Genomic DNA, 16,309 nt, shown 5'->3' on the forward strand with positions numbered 1-16,309 from the left:
CATCAGCGGGCAATGAGCCGCAGCGACTTATTGCGGCATCAGAATTTGCAGCTTCACGTCCGTCTCCCTTGCCTCCACCGCGCGATCAAAACCGGCGATGCTGTCTTCAAAAGGAATGGTTGCGGAAATCAACGGCTTCAGGTCAACCTTGCCGGAGGCGATGAGGGCGACCGCCCGGTCATAGACATTGGCGTAGCGGAAAACCGTCTCCACCCGAAGCTCCTTGGCCTGCAGGCCGACAATATCGACCGGAACCGGATCGACCGGCATGCCGACGAGAACGATTGCACCGCCGGGCCGCGCCAGTTTCGCCATTCCGAGCACGGCAGGTGCGGCACCGGAGCATTCGAAGACGATATCGCAGCCCCAGCCGTCCGTCGCAGCCGCAACCGCTTCGGCGAGGTTGTGCTCGCGGATGTTGACGGTTTCGATCCCGTCATAGGCGGCTATGATATCCAGCTTCGGCTGGGCGAGATCGGCGACGATCACCTTGGCGCAACCGCCAGCAAGCGCCGCCAGCGCCACCATCATGCCGATCGGGCCGGCACCCGTCACCACGGCAATATCGCCGGGCTGGATGCGCGCTCTCAGCGCTGCCTCCATGCCGATGGCGAAGGGTTCCACCATGGCGCCCTCGGCAAATGAAACATTGTCGGGCAGCTTGTAGGTAAAGGCTGCGGGATGAATGACTTCCGGCGTCAGGCAACCATGGACAGGAGGGGTCGCCCAGAAGCTGACGGCCGGATCGACATTGTAGATGCCAAGCTTGGAGGCACGCGATGTCGGGTCGGGAATGCCAGGCTCCATGCAGACACGGTCGCCGGCCTTCAGATGGGTCACCTCGGCACCGGTCTCGACAACCGTTCCGGAGGCTTCATGGCCAAGCACCATCGGCGCGTTCACGACGAAATGGCCGATTTTGCCATGGGTATAATAATGGACGTCCGAACCGCAGATGCCGACCGTATGGGTGCGGATGCGCACATCCTTCGGCCCGAGCTTGCTGGCAATATCAAACTCCCTGAGCGAGAGCTTTCCTTTTTCTTCGAGCACCAGTGCTTTCATCTCATTCTCCGTCGTTTGCGATGCGCTTCGCAGCGAATTCAAACAGCGTGATGTGGTGCAACTTCGGCAAAAGTAAACAGAAATCCGCCGGATCGTCCGGTTTTTCTTCACAGCGGAAAAACTGTATCGAGGTGGCCGGAATTTCTCATCATCCGCAACCAGTTGCCGCTTTTTCAGAGCGCGAAAAATGACGTGATTCGCCGGCAGCCCTTAGCCCGCCAAACAAGCGCCGAGCCACCTACATCTTTTCGCCGGGCAACTGGCTCGCCTGCTTCACCCACTCGATGAACTGCGCTTCATCGAATGCGCCCTCGTGAATATCGAGGTAGCGAACTTTCTGTTGTTTGGAGGTGCCGGGCGGCATCGGCTGCAACGATGCGCCGTCGAAGAAGGTAACCTTGACGTATTTCGTAAAACAATGAAGGGCGAGAAACCAGACATCCCCCTCCCTCCCGTAAAAAGGCGAGTTCCACTTCACCGCCTTGTGTACGCCGGGAACGATGTTCTCGATCAATGCGTCGATGCGGGCTCCGATAGCACTTTTCCACTCCGGCATGGCCGCGATATAGGCCTGCACCGGCGCATCGCCATAACCTTTGGCAATCTGGGGATTGCCGCCCGAAAGGAGTTTCGGCGCCGTGTCCGGACGTTTGGCGCCGGCGGTACTGGCAGCTTTCTCCGATTTTCTGTCGACCATCACGCTTACCTCGTGCATTGACGATCACGCTGGCCATTGGGCCAGCGCGACCCCGCCAGAGCCAGGCAATGTACACATGGCCGTCAACACGGGCCAGCACGGAATCGAGCTCAGCGCGCCTATGCAACCAGCACGAAGTGCCCTTCACCGGCCTCTTCGTAAACGCGCTTCGGCGGCACGTAATCGGCGGGGCGGAACGGGCTTTTGATCTCTTCATTGGAAATCCGCCGCGTCTGCCGGCGTGAAGGATCGGCAATCGGCACTGCTGCCATCAGCCGTTTGGTATAGTCGTGCTGCGGGTTTTCGAACACGGCCTGACGTGAGCCGATCTCGACGATCTCACCGAGATACATGACGGCAACGCGGTGGCTGATACGCTCCACAACGGCCATATCATGGCTGATGAAGAGATAACCGAGACCGTATTTTTCCTGCAGGTCAAGCATCAGGTTGATGACCTGCGCCTTTACCGACACATCGAGCGCGGAAACGGATTCATCGGCGATCAACAGCTTCGGTTCCAGTGCCAATGCGCGCGCGATGCACACGCGCTGGCGCTGGCCGCCGGAGAACTCATGCGGGAAACGATCGGCCATCGAGGCGGAAAGCCCTACGCGCTCCAGGAGATTACCGACGCGCTCACGGGCTTGCGAAGCAGTCGCCAACCCATGCGCGATAATCGGTTCCGCAATCGCCTGACCGACACGGATGCGCGGGTTGAGGCTTTCAAACGGGTCCTGGAAGATCATCTGCGCCTGGCGGCGAATATCGGCAAGCTCACCCTTGCCGGCTTTAAGCACATCCTTGCCGCCGATGCTGACCTTACCGGAGACGGGATCCGTCAGCCGGATGATCGAGCGGCCGGTGGTGGACTTGCCGCAACCGGATTCGCCGACAAGCGAGAGGGTTTCGCCCTGCCGCAACTCCAGCGAGACGCCCTCGACAGCGTGAATGCGGCCGATCGTCTTGCGCAGGAAACCCTGCTTGATCGGGAAGCGCGTGATCAGATTGTCGACCTTGAGGATCGGCGGCGTATCCCGCTTGACCGTATCCTCCGTGGGCTTGACGGGCTCGATCTCGCCGGTCGCCATGTCCACGCGCGGGAAGCGCAGCGGCCGGTCCATGCCGGTCATCGAACCGAGCTGCGGCACAGCGGAAAGGAGCGCACGCGTATAGGGGTGGCTGGCGCCGGCAAATAGATCATGCGTCGTGCCGGTTTCAACCTGCTCGCCGCGGAACATCACCACCGTGCGGTCGGAGATTTCGGCGACAACACCCATGTCGTGGGTGATGAAGAGAACCGACATGCCCTCCTCTTCCTGCAGGGTCTTGATCAGTTCGAGGATCTGCGCCTGAATGGTGACATCGAGCGCCGTCGTCGGCTCATCGGCAATCAGCAGCTTCGGGTCGCAGGCAAGTGCGATGGCGATGACGACGCGCTGGCGCATGCCGCCGGAAAAATTCATCGGATATTCGTTGAGACGCGATTTTGCTGATGGAATGCGTACTTTCTCCAGCAGCCGCACGGCTTCTGCTTCCGCCTGCGCATGCGACATGCCGCGGTGCTGCACCAGAACTTCGGTGATCTGCTGGCCGATCTTCAGGACCGGATTGAGCGATGTCATCGGTTCCTGAAAGATCATGCCAATGCGGTTGCCGCGGATTTTCTGCATGGCCTCGAGCGGGAGAGACAGGAGATCCTTGCCCTCGAAATCGATACGGCCGGTCACCCGCGAATTGCCGGGCGACAGAAGCCGCATGATCGACATGGCTGTGACGCTCTTGCCGGAACCGGATTCACCGACGACGGCGACGGTCTCCTTCGCATTGATGTCGAAGCTGACATCGTTGACGACATTGCGCCATTCACCGCCGACGCGGAAGGCCGTGTTGAGGTTTGAAATCGACAGGATCGGATTGGTCATTGGTGCGGTCATGGCATCAGCCCTCCCGTCGCGGATTGAGAATGTCGCGCAGGGCATCGCCGATCAGGTTGATCGCGACGATGAGCAACAGCAGGACAAGGCCCGGAAAGAAGCTGATCCAGTAGTCACCGGAAAGCAGATATTCGAACCCGTTCGAGATCAACAGACCGAGCGACGGCTCCGTCACCGGCAGGCCGATGCCGAGGAAGGACAGGGTCGCTTCCAGCATGATGGCATAGGCGACACGCATGGTGGCGACAACGATCAGCGGCGGCAGACAATTGGGTAGGATATGCCGGAAGAGAATGCTGCGGTCCGGCAGCGCCATCGAGCGGGCCGCATCCACATAGGCGCGCTTGCGCTCCACCAGCGCGGAGCCGCGGATTGTGCGCGCATAATAGGCCCATTGCGTGACCACCAGCGCCAGAATGATCTTGTCGACGCCCTGGCCGAGGATGGCGAGGAAGATCAGCGCGATCAGAATGGCCGGGAAGCTCAGCTGAATGTCAACGATACGCATCAGGATGGAATCCAGCCGGCCACCGGCATAGGCGCTGATAAGGCCGATGGACGCACCGATGACGAGTGCAATCGCCGCACTCGACAGGCCGACGAGAATACTGGTGCGCAGGCCATAAAGAATGGCGCTGAACAGGTCGCGGCCCTGCGTATCCGTGCCGATCAGATAGGTCAGACCCGACATGCTTTTCGAAAGCGGCGGCAGGCGGCCGTCCATAATGTCGAGCTGGGCGAGATCGTAAGGGTTCTGCGGCGCGATCATCGGCGCGAAAACGGCGGCGAGGATAAAGACCGTCACCAGCACGATGCCGATCAAGGCGAGCTTGTCATGCAGCAGCGCATAAACGACTTCCCGGCCCGGCGAACGGGAGGTCGCGCGGGTATCGGTGTTTGCGGTGGCGTGAACCGAAACGGTCGGGGACTTGCTGTCGGTCATCACGAATTCCCCTCAAGACGGACGCGGGGGTCGACCAAGGAATAAAGAATGTCGACCAGAAGATTGATGACGCTGAACATCACGACGGTGATCATCAGATAGGCGAGGATGACGGGGCGATCGAGAACGCCGATGGCGTCGATGATCAGCTTGCCCATGCCCGGCCACGCGAAGATCGTTTCGGTGACGACGGCGAAGGCTATCAGCGAGCCGAGTTCGAGGCCGATAACGGTAATCAGCGGGATCAGCGTGTTCTTCATGACATGCACGGTAACGATACGGCGCTCCGTCAGACCCTTGGCCCGGGCGAAACGGACAAAATCCAGCTGCATGGTTTCCATCACGCCGGCGCGGGTGAGACGGATGACGAGCGAAATCTTGAACAGCGCCAGATTGAAGGCCGGCAGCAGAAGATGGGACAGGCCGTCCAGCGTGAAGAGGCTGAGCGGCACGCCGAGCACGGACACGGTGTCGCCGCGGCCGGATGCCGGCAGCCAGCCCAGATAGACGCTGAAAAACATGATCATGACGAGACCGATCCAGAAGGTCGGCAGGCTGAAGCCGAGGATGGAGAAGGTCATGATCGACCTGGAGATGAGGCCCTTCGGCTTCAGGCCGGCATAAACGCCGAGTGGAATGCCGATGACGAGCGCCATGAACAGCGCAACAAAGGCAAGTTCCAGCGTGGCGGGCATGCGGTTCAGGATCAGCGTCAGCGCCGGCTGGTTGAACACGAAGGAATTGCCAAGATCGCCTGAAAGCGCGCGGGTCAGGAACAGCCAGTATTGTTCCCAGACCGGCTTGTCGAGACCGAAGGACTGGATGACCTGCAGCCTTTCAGCCGGCGTCGCGGTCGGGCTCAGCAACACGTCGACCGGATTGCCGACGAGGTAGAGGCCGGCAAAGACCAGAACCGACATGACGAGAAGGGTGAGCACGGTCTGCATCGACCGGCTTAGGATATATCCGCTCATGATCTTGAGCCTCCCGGTGTTTGTCCGCCGAGTGCTTCGCCGCCATGACGGGCGATGCGCTCGATCAGCAATTCGATAAAACCGGTCTCGTCAATATCGGTGACGACGGTGGCATTGGCCGCCCGGTCCATCTTCCTGTAGAAATCGGCATAGGTATAACCCATTGTCAGGCCTGTGACCTGTACGCCGACAAAAGCTTCGCAACTGGTGAAGAGTTCAGGGCGGATCAGCCACGCGATCGTGGTCGCATCGTGGATCGGCCCGCCCGGGCGACCGAAGCGTTTGACGTCGCTACGGTCAAAGGTGGAGAACAGGTTGAAGAGCGCACCACCCGCTTCACCGCCGGCGCGGAATCTTTCAAAATGTTCGGCCGTGAACAGCGCCTTGAACGTCATGTCGAGCGGCATCAGCACGATCGGCACACCAGACTGGAAGACGATTTCGGCGGCATGCGGGTCGGCGTAGATGTTGAATTCCGCCCATGGCGTGCGGTGGCCGAGCGCGGTAAAGGCACCGCCCATGGCAACGATCCGGCCGATGCCGCGCGCGACATCCGGATGCTGGACGAGCGCCAGCGCAATATTGGTCATCGGCCCGATGGCGCAGATGGTGATCTGTTCGCCGGCATCTACTGCGGCGCGTGCGGTTCGCACGATGAACTGCACCGCATTTTCTTCTTCCGGCACGACCCCGCCGGCCTTGACCAGCGCGTCATCGAAAGCGCCGATACGGGCATATTTGCCAAGCACCTGCTCGCGCACCAGCGGTCCGCCGGCACCGGCATAAACCGGTACGCCGCGCCTGCCGCTCAGGCCCACCAGCTTGCAGGCATTGACGACGGTGTCGTGCAGCGGCACGTTGCCGGCAACGATGGACAGGCCCAGAACCTCGATCTCCGGCGAGGCGAGCGCCATCAGGATGGCGGCGGCGTCATCGACGCCGGGATCCGCATCGATGATGACCCTATGCGCTTTCATGCCACCACCTTTTCGGCGTAACGCGACAGCCGTTCCAGGAAGAAGGCGATGACGCCCTCGGCATCAACCCTGGTGACAATGTCGGCATTGGGTTCAAGACCGCTCTTGCCGTACCAGTCGGCAATCGTCTGTCCCATGCAGAGTTCGCTTTCATATTCGACGAAGACCCGCGCCTTCTGCGTTTCGAACAGATGCGGCGCAAGGATATAGGCCATGACCAGCGGATCATGCAGCGGGCCGCCGCGCGAACCGTAGCGGGGAACGTCATTGCGGTCCCAGAAGGCCATCAGCTCTGCCAGCGTCTGTGAAATGCGACCGCTGACGCGTGAAAACTCGGTGACATGTTCCGGCTTCAGCATCACCTGATGGGTGGCATCAAGCGCCAGCGCGACAATCGGGATGCCGCTTGAAAACACAACATGCACGGCGTGCGGATCGGCCAGAACATTGTATTCCGAGGTCATCGTGCGATTGCCAGGTTCGCGATAGGCGCCGCCCATCATCACGATACGCTCGATGCCCTCGGCGATCTGCGGCTTCATGCGCAACGCGACCGCGACATTGGTCATCGGGCCAAGGCAGCAGAGCGTGATACGCTCGCCCTTTTCAGCCGCCCCGCCCAGCGCTTCGATCAGGAAATCGACGGCGGACATGGTTTCCACCTTTTTGGCAGGCTCCGGCAGAACGGTGTTTCCGAGCCCGGTCTTGCCGTGGAACTGGCCATGGATCGGCTCACGCAGCATCGGGCGGAAACAGCCGGCATAGACCGGAATATCGGTTCGTCCACCGAGCTCGCAGACCTGCAGGGCATTGCGCACCGTCCGCTCCAGCGGCTGGTTGCCACAGACCGGCGTGATGCCAAGGATCTTGAGTTCCGGCGACACGAATGCGGTGAGGAGCGCAATGGTGTCATCGATACCGGGATCACAATCGACGATGATCGAAATCGGCTTCATTCTCAAATGCCTTCAATGTGTGGTGTGGGATGGGAAAAAACTCAGAGCGCGCCGACATCGCGCAGCACGTCGGCGATCTCCGCCCGCGCGGCTTCACTGAGCGGCAACTGCGGATGGATCGGTGCCCCAACGGCGAAACCCTGCAGCTCAAGCGCCGTCTTGATGCAGGCGGCAATCGAATATTTCGCGAAGATCTCGTTGACCTTCCACATCGGCCGCTGCATCTCCATCGCCAGCATCCAGTTTCCAGCCCTTGCCGCTTCATAGAGCGCGATGCTCTGCCGGGGCACGATGCAGGCGGGTCCCGCCATCCAGCCCACCCCGCCGATCATCATCACGCAGACCGGAATATGCGCGGAGGCGGCAAAGACCTGCATTCGTCCACGGGTTCGTTCGATGATGGAAAGCAGGCGGCCAGTATTGGTCGAGGCGTCCTTGATGTAGCTGATATTGTCGATGTGGCTCAGCCGCTCGATCACCGGGAGAGAGAGATCAGAACGCTGGAACTGCGGATTGGTGTAGAGCACCACCGGCCGCCCTTTGGCCGCTTTCGCGATTGCGGTGAAATAAGCTTCCACACCCTCGTCGCTGACAGGGAAATAGGCTTCGAGAATGGCCAGAATGCCATCCGCCCCCGCTTCCACCATATATTCGGTCTGGGCCACCGCATCGGCGGTCGAGGTCGACGCCACGCCGGCGACAACGGGGACCCGGCCGCGATTGGCCGAAATCACCGTGTCGACGACGCAGCGTCTCTGCTCCTGGGAGAGATAGGCAAATTCGCCCGTGCTGCCGAGCGGGGCGAGGCCGTGAACGCCCTCGCCGATCAGATGATCCACCAGATCCGTCAGCACACCTTGCATCACCTTGCCGGATGCATCGACCGGCGAGACGAGATAGGGAAATACACCGCTGAAAGACATGGCGGATCGCTCCTTTTTTCGGATCAGTTCGGCTTCACGTAGTAGGGAAGCGTGTAGCCATCCGAACGGCCGGCATAGCTGATGTCGCTCTTCACCGCCCACGTATTCGCCAGATAAAAGACCGGGATAACGCCGAGATCGCCCATGGCGACTTCGGTTGCCTTGCGCAGCAGTTCCTCGCGCTTGGCATCGTCAAGCGTCGCACGCGCCTCATTCAGATCCTTGTCGAATTCCGGGTTGGAATAGCGGCCGCGATTGCCCTGCCCCGCCTTCTCGCCATAGGTTTCGAGGATAGGCCCAAGCACGCCGGAGGCTTCGCCAGTTTCGACAGCGGCGCCACCCATGATGAAGCTGAATTCGAGGTTCGAGGCACGGGTGAAATAAACGCTGCCCGGCAGGGTCGCGACTTCGGTTTTGACGCCGACGCGGCTGAAGAACTGGCCGATTGCCTGCGCGACCTTGCTATCGTTCGGATAACGGTCGTTCGAAGCATGGAAGGTCAGCTGGAAACCGTCGGGATAACCGGCCTTCGCCAACAGTTCCTTGGCCTTGTTCGGGTCATAAGCATCGACCTTGATTGCCGGATCGTAACCGAAATAACCTTCGGGAACGACCTGACCGGCCGGAACGCCCTGTCCATCCATGATGCGGTCAACAAGTGCTTCACGGTTGATCGACAGGGACAAGGCACGACGCACTTCCGGCTTCAGAAGCGGATTCTTGCCATCCGGCCCCTTGGCGAAGGGCGATTCTTCACGGGCCTGATCCATGTGCAGATACATGATGCGGTTGCCGGCAATATTGACAACCTTCAGCTTGTCGGATGCCTCAAGCCGGCGGGTATCGGCCGTCGGAATGCTTTCGATCATGTCGACATCACCCGAAAGCATGGCGGCAACGCGCGCGCTCGGGTTCTTGAAGACGCGGAAGGTCACCTTGTCCCAGGCAGCCTTTTCGCCCCAATAGGTGTCGTTCCGGGCAACCACGACATTGTCGTCCGGCGACCAGGAGACGAATTTGAACGGGCCGGTGCCGATGACGCCCTTGCCGGTATTCATCTCGCCCGTCGTTACCTTTTCCATTTCGGCCGGCAGAATGGCGATACGGCTGAGGTTGTTGAGCAGCAGCGGCGTCGGGCCGGCCGTCGTGATGCGCACCGTCAGCGGATCGACGGCGGTAACCTCGGTGATCGCCTTCACATAGGCCGCGAACGAGCTTGGGCTGTTGGTCGAGGCCAGCGGAATGCGCTTGATGCTGGCAACCACGTCCTCGGCGGTAAAATCGCTGCCGTCATGGAATTTCACGCCTTCGCGCAGCTTGAATTCCCAGGTCTTGTCATCGACGACTTTCCAGGAAGTGGCGAGTGCGGGCTGTATCTGCTGCTTCTCGTCCTGGTTGACGAGGCCATCGAAAATATTGCGCGCCATCGCGCTGTTCGGACCGACGACGTAAAATTGCGGATCCATGGACGTTGTCGAAGCGGAAAGACCAACGGTGAGGTCCTTTGCCTGACTTGCGAGCGGCATGGCGAAAACAGACGCTGCCAATGCGGCTGCGAAAGCAGAAAACTTCATGATGAGGACTCCTCCGGGTTGTTCCAGCGCGCACTCTCCCTGCGCGATCAAAAGGAGTTAACGCTTCTCTATGGAAAAGAAAAATTGCATTTGGTACAGAGTTCATGCCTGAATGTTATGGGAGGAGTAAAGGTTGCGGTTGAAACCACGGCAGGTCGAAGCTTTCCGCAGCGTCATGATGACCGGCGGCATTACGGCTGCGGCGGAGGCCATGAACGTGACGCAGCCGGCGGTCAGCCGGCTGATCCGCGATCTCGAAGACATCGTGCAGATGACCCTGTTTGAAAGGGTGGGCGCCCGGCTGGTGCCGACGGCGGAAGCGACAAAGCTCTATCGCGAGGTGGAACGCCTCTATCTCGGGCTCGACCAGATCGGACAGGCCGCCGCCGACATCCGCCTGCACAAGAACACCGTCCTGCGCATCGCCAGCGTCACATCCCTGGTGCGGCCCTATCTGCATAGGGCAATCATCGACACGATCGGCGACCGGCCGGATATTCCACTGGTGATCGACGTTGAGAATAGCCGATATATCTGGGACATGGTCGAGCAGAACCGTTACGATCTCGGCCTCGTCTTCAGCTCGCCGCGCATGGTGGAAAAAAATGCCTTCCGCCTGCATAGCGCCGGCGCCGTCGCCGCCATGGCCCCCGGCCATCGGCTCGCCGGGCGCAACGTCATAACGCCGGCCGATCTCATCGATGAACGTGTACTTATTCCCGGCCGGAATTCGCCGCTGAGGCTTTCGCTGGACAGGGCCTTCTCCCGTGAAGATCACCAACCTGTCAGCACCATGGAAACATCGATGCTGAACTGCTGCCACTTCGCCGCCGCCGGCATGGGCGTCGGCATCGTCGATCATACCAGCCTTCGCTCCGCCGGGGCCGAGGTGGTTGCAATTCCGTTCGAACCGAGGATCGAGGTCTCTTATTTCGCAATACGCCCAAGCGGCGGCCAGAGGATCGCTATCCTCGACGACATCGTCGGACGGATGCAGGAGATGTTGCGAGCGGAATGACCGCGATGAAAAAGAGCTGGTTGAGATCAAGGATCGTCTTCCGGCCCCGCGCCACACGCAGGCTCATAAGCGGCTCGGAGCAATGCCGTGCCGACAATTCAAGAAATAAGCAATTGCCTTTTCCAAATGGTCGAAATTTGGGCAATCGATCCCTAGTTTATAAAATCCATAAAATTACTATGATATTAGGTTCCGGCCATCGGGGGATTAACGACGGACGGTAAACCTGATCATCATCAGGAGCATTTTTAATGTCATCTCAGGGATTTATCGGCGGCTTCATAAAGTCGACCATCGCCGCGGCACTGCTTGCGAGCGCAGCATTGTCTGGAACCGCTCATGCCGGTCCAACACTCGACAAGATCAATCAGCGCGGCACGATCAAGGTCGGCGTCGGCACTACGCCGGGCTTTTTCTCCCCGGACAGCAATGGCCGGTGGCAGGGTTTCTTCATCGATTACGGCCGCGCGCTGTCGATTGCCGTCTTCGGTAATCCGGACAAGGTGGAATTTACCAATTCCTCTCCGCAGCAGCGCCTGCCTGCCCTGCAGAGCGGTGAATTCGACATTCTTCTTTCCGGCGTCACGGTAACCGTTACCCGTGCCTTCAAGCTCGGCTTCCACTTCGGTCCGACGATTTTCTATGACGGCCAGGGCATTCTGGTCCGCAAGGATCTCGGCGTCACCAAGGCAGCCGATCTGGACGGCGCCACCATCGGCGCCCAGAGCGGAACGACCGGCGAACTCAACGTTGCCGACTTCTTCCGCAAGACCGGCAAGAAATTCACACCGGTCACCATCGAAGACACCGGACAGTTTATCGCTGCGCTGGAATCCGGCCGCGTCGACGCCATCACCCAGGACTCGTCCGATCTGGTCGGCAAGCGCACCCAGCTGAAGAAGCCTGACGACTATATCGTCCTGCCGGAGCGGCTGTCGAAAGAGCCGCTGGCGCCCGCCATCGCCGGCGGTGACGACCGCTGGCTCGAAATCGTGAACTGGACCGTCAACGCCACCATCCAGGCGGAAGAATGGGGCATTACGTCCAAGAACGTCGATGAGTTTCTGAAGTCTTCCGACCCGGCGATCCAGCGTTTCCTCGGCGTCGACCCTTCGCTTGCAGAGGCGATCGGCCTTGATCCCAAATGGGCCTATAACATCATCAAGACGGTCGGCAATTATGGCGAAATCTTCGACCGGCATCTGAAGCCGCTTGGCTGGGATCGCGGCTATAACCGTCTCTGGACGGATGGCGGCCTGCTCTATTCGCCACCGTTCCGCTGAGAAGACCGAGCCTTCACAGATGTCCACAATCACAACGCCGGGCCCTCGCAGGCCCGGCATTTATCGTCGGCTTCTCATGTGGTGGGGTCATCGCCCCATCGCTCAATTGGCAATCATCGCATCGTTCGTCGCATTGCTCATCTATCTCGGGATCAACGTCACGGCGACGATGGCGCGCATCGGCGTTTCACCCGGTTTTGACTTTCTCTGGCGTTCGGCAAACTTTGAAATCGGTGAAAGCCCGATCGCTTTTGCCGCCGGCGACCCCTATCTTCGCGCCATGCTTGCGGGCCTGCTCAATACGCTGAAAGTCTCGCTGTTCGGCTGCATATTCGCAACCATTCTGGGAGTGGCGGTCGGCGTTGCCGGCCTGTCCGGAAACCTGCTCCTCGCCTCACTGGTACGGTGGTATGTGGAGTTGATCCGCAATACGCCGCTCCTGCTGCAACTCTTCTTCTGGATCTCGCTCGCCAAGGCATTTCCGGCACCGCGTCAGGCGGGCGCCCTGTTCGGATCGATCTACCTCACCAATCGCGGCGTCTATGTTCCGACGGTCTCGGTGGAAGGTTTCCCGCTCGCCGGACCAGTGTTTGTTTTCACCATTCTGCTTGCCGTTGGCCTTATGCTTTTTGTGCTGTTGAAGTTGAAAAAACTGAACGGATGGCGCATCGGCATCGCCGCCATTCCCGCAGTGGCAATTGCCACTTTCTTCGCCCTGGCAGCGAACTTCACGTTTGAAACACCGGCATTGGCCGGCTTCAATATCCGGGGTGGTTATAATCTGACGCCGGAATTCGCAGCACTGCTAACCGGTCTGATCATCAAATTTTCCGCGGCAATCGCAGAAATCGTCCGGGCGGGCATCCAGTCGGTCAATCGAGGCCAGTGGGAAGCCGCCCGCGCGCTTGGGCTGCACAATGGGCAGATCATGCGGCTGATCGTCCTTCCGCAGGCGCTGCGCGTCATCACCCCGCTCGCCACATCGAGCTATCTCGATCTGACAAAGGATTCCAGCCTGGCGGTCGCGATCGGTTATCCGGATCTCGTCAGCATCGTCAACACCACCGCCAACACAACCGGCCAGTCTCTGGAAGCCCTCATGATCCTCATCGGCACCTATCTCGGCATCAATCTGGCCGTTTCCGCCCTCATGAACCAATACAACAAGAGGGTGGCGCTGAAGGGGACGGTAAGATGAGCAAGCCGGCCGAAAATATCTCCCGACAGCCGGTTCAGGGTCGGCTTGGCAAGCTGCGAACCGGCCTCTTTGGCACCATCGCCAACTCGGCCATCACGCTTTTGACACTGGCGGCATTGGGCTGGCTGCTGCCGCCCTTTTTCAGATGGGCCCTGTTTGACGCCACATGGAGCGGAACGTCGGCGGATTGCGCTGCGCGCGACGGCGCCTGCTGGGCCTTCATTGCCGCCAAGCTGCGTTTCATTCTGTTTGCCTTTTATCCGCCGGAACTCCAATGGCGCCCGGCCCTCGTCGTAGTCATTCTTGCTGCCCTGCTTGTCACAAGCGCTCTCCCCCGCTTCTGGCGCAGGGAACTATTGCTTGTCTGGCCGATTGCGGTCCTTGTGTCCTGGATGCTGCTGACGGGCAGTTTTGGCAGCTCACCGGTTCCATCCAACCAGTGGGGCGGGCTGCCGGTGACACTTTTCGTTTGGGCCATCTGCTTTGCGGCCGCGACGCCGATTGCGATCCTTCTGGCGCTCGCCCGTCGCTCGAACCTTGGAGGGCTGCGCACCCTTTCCGTCGTCTATATCGAGGTGATGCGCGGCACGCCCATGGTCGCGATCCTATATATCGCCATGTTGATACTACCCATGGCGCTGCCGGAAGCACAGTTCGACAAGATGATCCGGGCGATGATCATGATCACCCTTTTCTGGGCGGCCTATATAGCCGAAGTCGTGCGTGCCGGCCTGCAGGCGATACCATCCGGCCAACAGGAAGCAGCCACCGCGCTCGGCATCGGATACTGGCGGACGATGCATCTCGTCGTCTTGCCCCAGGCGTTGCGCATCGTCATTCCCGGCATGGTCAACCTGGCAATCGGCTTCCTGCTGGCAACGTCCCTGCTTGCCGTTATCGGTGTCTTCGACCTGCTCAACGCCGCCCGCGCGGCGGCAACCGATCCGGGCTGGCTCGGCTTTTATAACGAAGCCTATCTGCTTGTGGCTCTTGTCTATTTTGCCATCTGCTTTGGTGCATCCCGCTATAGCCTGTGGCTGGAGCGCCTTCTGCGAAAGAGCCCCACATAGAGGAATGGAAATTCTCGTATCGGCTATTTTTGAGATAGATACCTACTTACGCTCGTTATTTTTGAGAAATATAGATTTTTCTTCCGAAATTCGGTTAAATTCGGTGGTTTTTTGCGCAAGGTTTGTATATATTTTTTGTAGAGAATTATCGCCATAAGGGACTTCGGATATGAGCTTTGCATCCGCCTCGTCTGCATTGACACCGGACCATATCCGTCGCTCCCGGCCGTGTTGTCGCTTCTCCCTGCCCCGAATGCGGGCGTCGTCAAAAGACGACCCGTACCGAGCCAACCCACAAAGCCAAAATTGGCGGAGAAGCGAAATGCAAAGACAAACAATCGAATATCAGGGACTGCCGGTCGGCATTGCCGTTCCCAATAACGACAAGCTGCGGTTCATCGCGGTTAAATTCCACGTCATCGATCTGGATAACCTCCAGTTTTCCAGCGTCGCGGAGCTGAAGTCGGCGATCAGGGCGCATCTGGGCAATGAACAGGCCCTGGCAGCCTGACTTATCCAAGACGAAATCCTTGCGCGTGCCGTTTACCGGCCAATCACGTAATTCCCAAAAACCGGAAACAGGACATGGCCTTTCAAACCGCTCCCCTCAAAGATACGGCCTCGTTGCCAACTCTCGATTTTTCCCGCTTCCATGCGACGGAAGAGCGCGCCGCTTTTGTCCGCGACCTGCGCAACGTGCTCCATAATCATGGATTCTTCTATCTCACCGGCCATGGTGTCGACCCACGGCTGGTTGAAGACGTCCTGTCGATCTCGAAGCAGTTTTTCGCCTTGCCGCTCGAAGAAAAGCTCAAGATCGAAATGGTGAAGTCACCACATTTCCGTGGCTATAACCGTGCCGGTCAGGAGCGGACGAGGGGCGAGCAGGACTGGCGTGAACAGCTCGATATCAATACCGAAGGCGTGCCTGCAAAGATCGGTCCAGACTCGCCGCCGTGGAAGCGGCTGTTTGGCCCGAACCAATGGCCTGAAGCTTTGCCGGCGCTGAAACCACTGCTGCTGCGCTATCAGGCGGAGGTGACGCGGATCGGTATTGATCTCCTCAAGGCAATTGCCGCCGCTCTTGGCCAGCCGGAAAATGTCTTTGCCGAGATTTATGAACCACAGCCCACGCAGCTTCTCAAAATCATCCGTTACCCTGGGCGCGACGTGGCCGAAACCGATCAGGGCGTTGGCGCTCACAAGGACGGCGGCTTTGTCACCGTGCTTCTTCAGGATACGACGGCCGGGCTGCGGGTACGCACCGAAGCAGGAGACTGGATCGACGCGCCGCCAGTGCCCGGCACTTTTATCATCAATACCGGCGAATTGCTGGAACTCGCCACCAATGGTTTCGTCCGGGCAGACGTGCATGACGTCGTAGCGCCGCCGGCGGGTGTGGAGCGTTTCTCCGTCGCCTTTTTCCTTGGCTCGCGTTATGACGCCACCATACCGGTCATCGCATTGCCGGACGAGTTGAAGCGCTCTGAACGTGGCATCACGGTTGATCCGCTGAATCCGATCTTCAGGGAAGTCGGGCAGAACCACCTGAAAAGCCGCCTGCGCTCGCATCCCGACGTCGCGCTTGCGCATCACGCCGATCTTCTGTCTCCGGAACAGCAAAACGCCTGATCAGCCGTGATTTTGCAGGCCATTTCGGAAGGCGTGGCCCCATCGGCAACCCGGAAAGGCAT

Annotated in this window: 15 protein-coding genes; 6 read left to right on the plus strand and 9 right to left on the minus strand. The window is 59.5% G+C overall.

Translation table 11 applies throughout. The annotated features are described in order from the left end of the window. Positions 1 to 27: 27 nt before the first annotated feature. The 9 genes from AC1ROR_RS20335 to AC1ROR_RS20375 all read right to left on the minus strand — a co-directional run bounded on the left by AC1ROR_RS20335 (position 28) and on the right by AC1ROR_RS20375 (position 10,046). A complete protein-coding gene (locus tag AC1ROR_RS20335) occupies positions 28 to 1,065 on the minus strand; it encodes an NAD(P)-dependent alcohol dehydrogenase (protein ID WP_498590517.1) in 1,038 nt (345 codons plus the stop codon). 238 nt (positions 1,066 to 1,303) lie between these two features. Beyond that, a complete protein-coding gene (locus AC1ROR_RS20340) occupies positions 1,304 to 1,762 on the minus strand; it encodes a DUF1801 domain-containing protein (RefSeq protein WP_498590518.1) in 459 nt (152 codons plus the stop codon). Positions 1,763 to 1,881: 119 nt separating this feature from the next. Then, positions 1,882 to 3,687 (minus strand): ABC transporter ATP-binding protein, encoded by a 1,806-nt coding sequence (locus AC1ROR_RS20345; RefSeq protein ID WP_035226021.1) that lies wholly within the window; start codon positions 3,685 to 3,687, stop codon positions 1,882 to 1,884. A 16-nt stretch (positions 3,688 to 3,703) separates the two neighbouring features. Beyond that, positions 3,704 to 4,642: an ABC transporter permease gene (locus AC1ROR_RS20350; protein ID WP_035225792.1), complete on the minus strand. Its 939-nt coding sequence runs from the start codon at positions 4,640 to 4,642 to the stop codon at positions 3,704 to 3,706. Beyond that, a complete protein-coding gene (locus tag AC1ROR_RS20355) occupies positions 4,642 to 5,616 on the minus strand; it encodes an ABC transporter permease (protein WP_035225794.1) in 975 nt (324 codons plus the stop codon). Before AC1ROR_RS20355 ends, AC1ROR_RS20350 begins: the two co-directional genes overlap by 1 nt. After that, a complete protein-coding gene (locus tag AC1ROR_RS20360) occupies positions 5,613 to 6,593 on the minus strand; it encodes a nucleoside hydrolase (protein ID WP_142171484.1) in 981 nt (326 codons plus the stop codon). Before AC1ROR_RS20360 ends, AC1ROR_RS20355 begins: the two co-directional genes overlap by 4 nt. Next, positions 6,590 to 7,549 carry a nucleoside hydrolase gene (locus AC1ROR_RS20365; protein WP_082184976.1) on the minus strand — a complete coding sequence of 320 codons (960 nt, stop codon included), beginning with the start codon at positions 7,547 to 7,549 and terminating at the stop codon, positions 6,590 to 6,592. The genes AC1ROR_RS20360 and AC1ROR_RS20365 overlap by 4 nt, the downstream gene beginning before the upstream one ends. A 41-nt stretch (positions 7,550 to 7,590) precedes the next feature. Beyond that, positions 7,591 to 8,472, minus strand: coding sequence for a dihydrodipicolinate synthase family protein (locus AC1ROR_RS20370; RefSeq protein ID WP_498590519.1), 882 nt, complete (start codon positions 8,470 to 8,472; stop codon positions 7,591 to 7,593). A 23-nt stretch (positions 8,473 to 8,495) separates the two neighbouring features. Then, on the minus strand, positions 8,496 to 10,046 hold the full coding sequence (locus AC1ROR_RS20375; protein WP_498590520.1) for an ABC transporter substrate-binding protein: 1,551 nt from the start codon (positions 10,044 to 10,046) through the stop codon (positions 8,496 to 8,498). Between the two features lie 133 nt (positions 10,047 to 10,179). Here AC1ROR_RS20375 and AC1ROR_RS20380 point away from each other — a divergent pair, with 133 nt between their 5' ends. The 6 genes from AC1ROR_RS20380 (at position 10,180) to AC1ROR_RS20405 (ending at position 16,247) form a co-directional block, all read left to right on the plus strand. Beyond that, entirely contained in the window at positions 10,180 to 11,064 is an 885-nt protein-coding gene (locus AC1ROR_RS20380; RefSeq protein ID WP_498590521.1) for a LysR substrate-binding domain-containing protein, read from the plus strand. A 251-nt stretch (positions 11,065 to 11,315) separates the two neighbouring features. Beyond that, the gene (locus AC1ROR_RS20385; RefSeq protein WP_035225814.1) at positions 11,316 to 12,347 is read left to right on the plus strand and encodes an amino acid ABC transporter substrate-binding protein; all 1,032 of its coding nucleotides are present in this window, start codon (positions 11,316 to 11,318) and stop codon (positions 12,345 to 12,347) included. Positions 12,348 to 12,366: 19 nt separating this feature from the next. Continuing rightward, a complete protein-coding gene (locus tag AC1ROR_RS20390; RefSeq protein ID WP_498590522.1) occupies positions 12,367 to 13,545 on the plus strand; it encodes an amino acid ABC transporter permease in 1,179 nt (392 codons plus the stop codon). Continuing rightward, a complete protein-coding gene (locus AC1ROR_RS20395) occupies positions 13,542 to 14,615 on the plus strand; it encodes an amino acid ABC transporter permease (protein WP_498590523.1) in 1,074 nt (357 codons plus the stop codon). The genes AC1ROR_RS20390 and AC1ROR_RS20395 overlap by 4 nt, the downstream gene beginning before the upstream one ends. A 322-nt stretch (positions 14,616 to 14,937) precedes the next feature. Next, the gene (locus AC1ROR_RS20400; RefSeq protein ID WP_035225822.1) at positions 14,938 to 15,126 is read left to right on the plus strand and encodes a hypothetical protein; all 189 of its coding nucleotides are present in this window, start codon (positions 14,938 to 14,940) and stop codon (positions 15,124 to 15,126) included. Positions 15,127 to 15,200: 74 nt separating this feature from the next. Continuing rightward, positions 15,201 to 16,247, plus strand: coding sequence for an isopenicillin N synthase family dioxygenase (locus AC1ROR_RS20405; RefSeq protein ID WP_498590524.1), 1,047 nt, complete (start codon positions 15,201 to 15,203; stop codon positions 16,245 to 16,247). Positions 16,248 to 16,309 lie beyond the last annotated feature (62 nt).

This window comes from Agrobacterium sp. GW821-FHT14E08 (assembly GCF_058803865.1).

Bases quoted from the DNA above. Each gene is read 5' to 3' on its own strand.
- AC1ROR_RS20335 (WP_498590517.1), bottom strand. From the start codon at position 1,065: ATGAAAGCACTGGTGCTCGAAGAAAAAGGAAAGCTCTCGCTCAGGGAG.
- AC1ROR_RS20340 (WP_498590518.1), bottom strand. From the start codon at position 1,762: ATGGTCGACAGAAAATCGGAGAAAGCTGCCAGTACCGCCGGCGCCAAA.
- AC1ROR_RS20345 (WP_035226021.1), bottom strand. From the start codon at position 3,687: ATGACCAATCCGATCCTGTCGATTTCAAACCTCAACACGGCCTTCCGC.
- AC1ROR_RS20350 (WP_035225792.1), bottom strand. From the start codon at position 4,642: ATGACCGACAGCAAGTCCCCGACCGTTTCGGTTCACGCCACCGCAAAC.
- AC1ROR_RS20355 (WP_035225794.1), bottom strand. From the start codon at position 5,616: ATGAGCGGATATATCCTAAGCCGGTCGATGCAGACCGTGCTCACCCTT.
- AC1ROR_RS20360 (WP_142171484.1), bottom strand. From the start codon at position 6,593: ATGAAAGCGCATAGGGTCATCATCGATGCGGATCCCGGCGTCGATGAC.
- AC1ROR_RS20365 (WP_082184976.1), bottom strand. From the start codon at position 7,549: ATGAAGCCGATTTCGATCATCGTCGATTGTGATCCCGGTATCGATGAC.
- AC1ROR_RS20370 (WP_498590519.1), bottom strand. From the start codon at position 8,472: ATGTCTTTCAGCGGTGTATTTCCCTATCTCGTCTCGCCGGTCGATGCA.
- AC1ROR_RS20375 (WP_498590520.1), bottom strand. From the start codon at position 10,046: ATGAAGTTTTCTGCTTTCGCAGCCGCATTGGCAGCGTCTGTTTTCGCC.
- AC1ROR_RS20385 (WP_035225814.1), top strand. From the start codon at position 11,316: ATGTCATCTCAGGGATTTATCGGCGGCTTCATAAAGTCGACCATCGCC.
- AC1ROR_RS20390 (WP_498590522.1), top strand. From the start codon at position 12,367: ATGTCCACAATCACAACGCCGGGCCCTCGCAGGCCCGGCATTTATCGT.
- AC1ROR_RS20395 (WP_498590523.1), top strand. From the start codon at position 13,542: ATGAGCAAGCCGGCCGAAAATATCTCCCGACAGCCGGTTCAGGGTCGG.
- AC1ROR_RS20400 (WP_035225822.1), top strand. From the start codon at position 14,938: ATGCAAAGACAAACAATCGAATATCAGGGACTGCCGGTCGGCATTGCC.
- AC1ROR_RS20405 (WP_498590524.1), top strand. From the start codon at position 15,201: ATGGCCTTTCAAACCGCTCCCCTCAAAGATACGGCCTCGTTGCCAACT.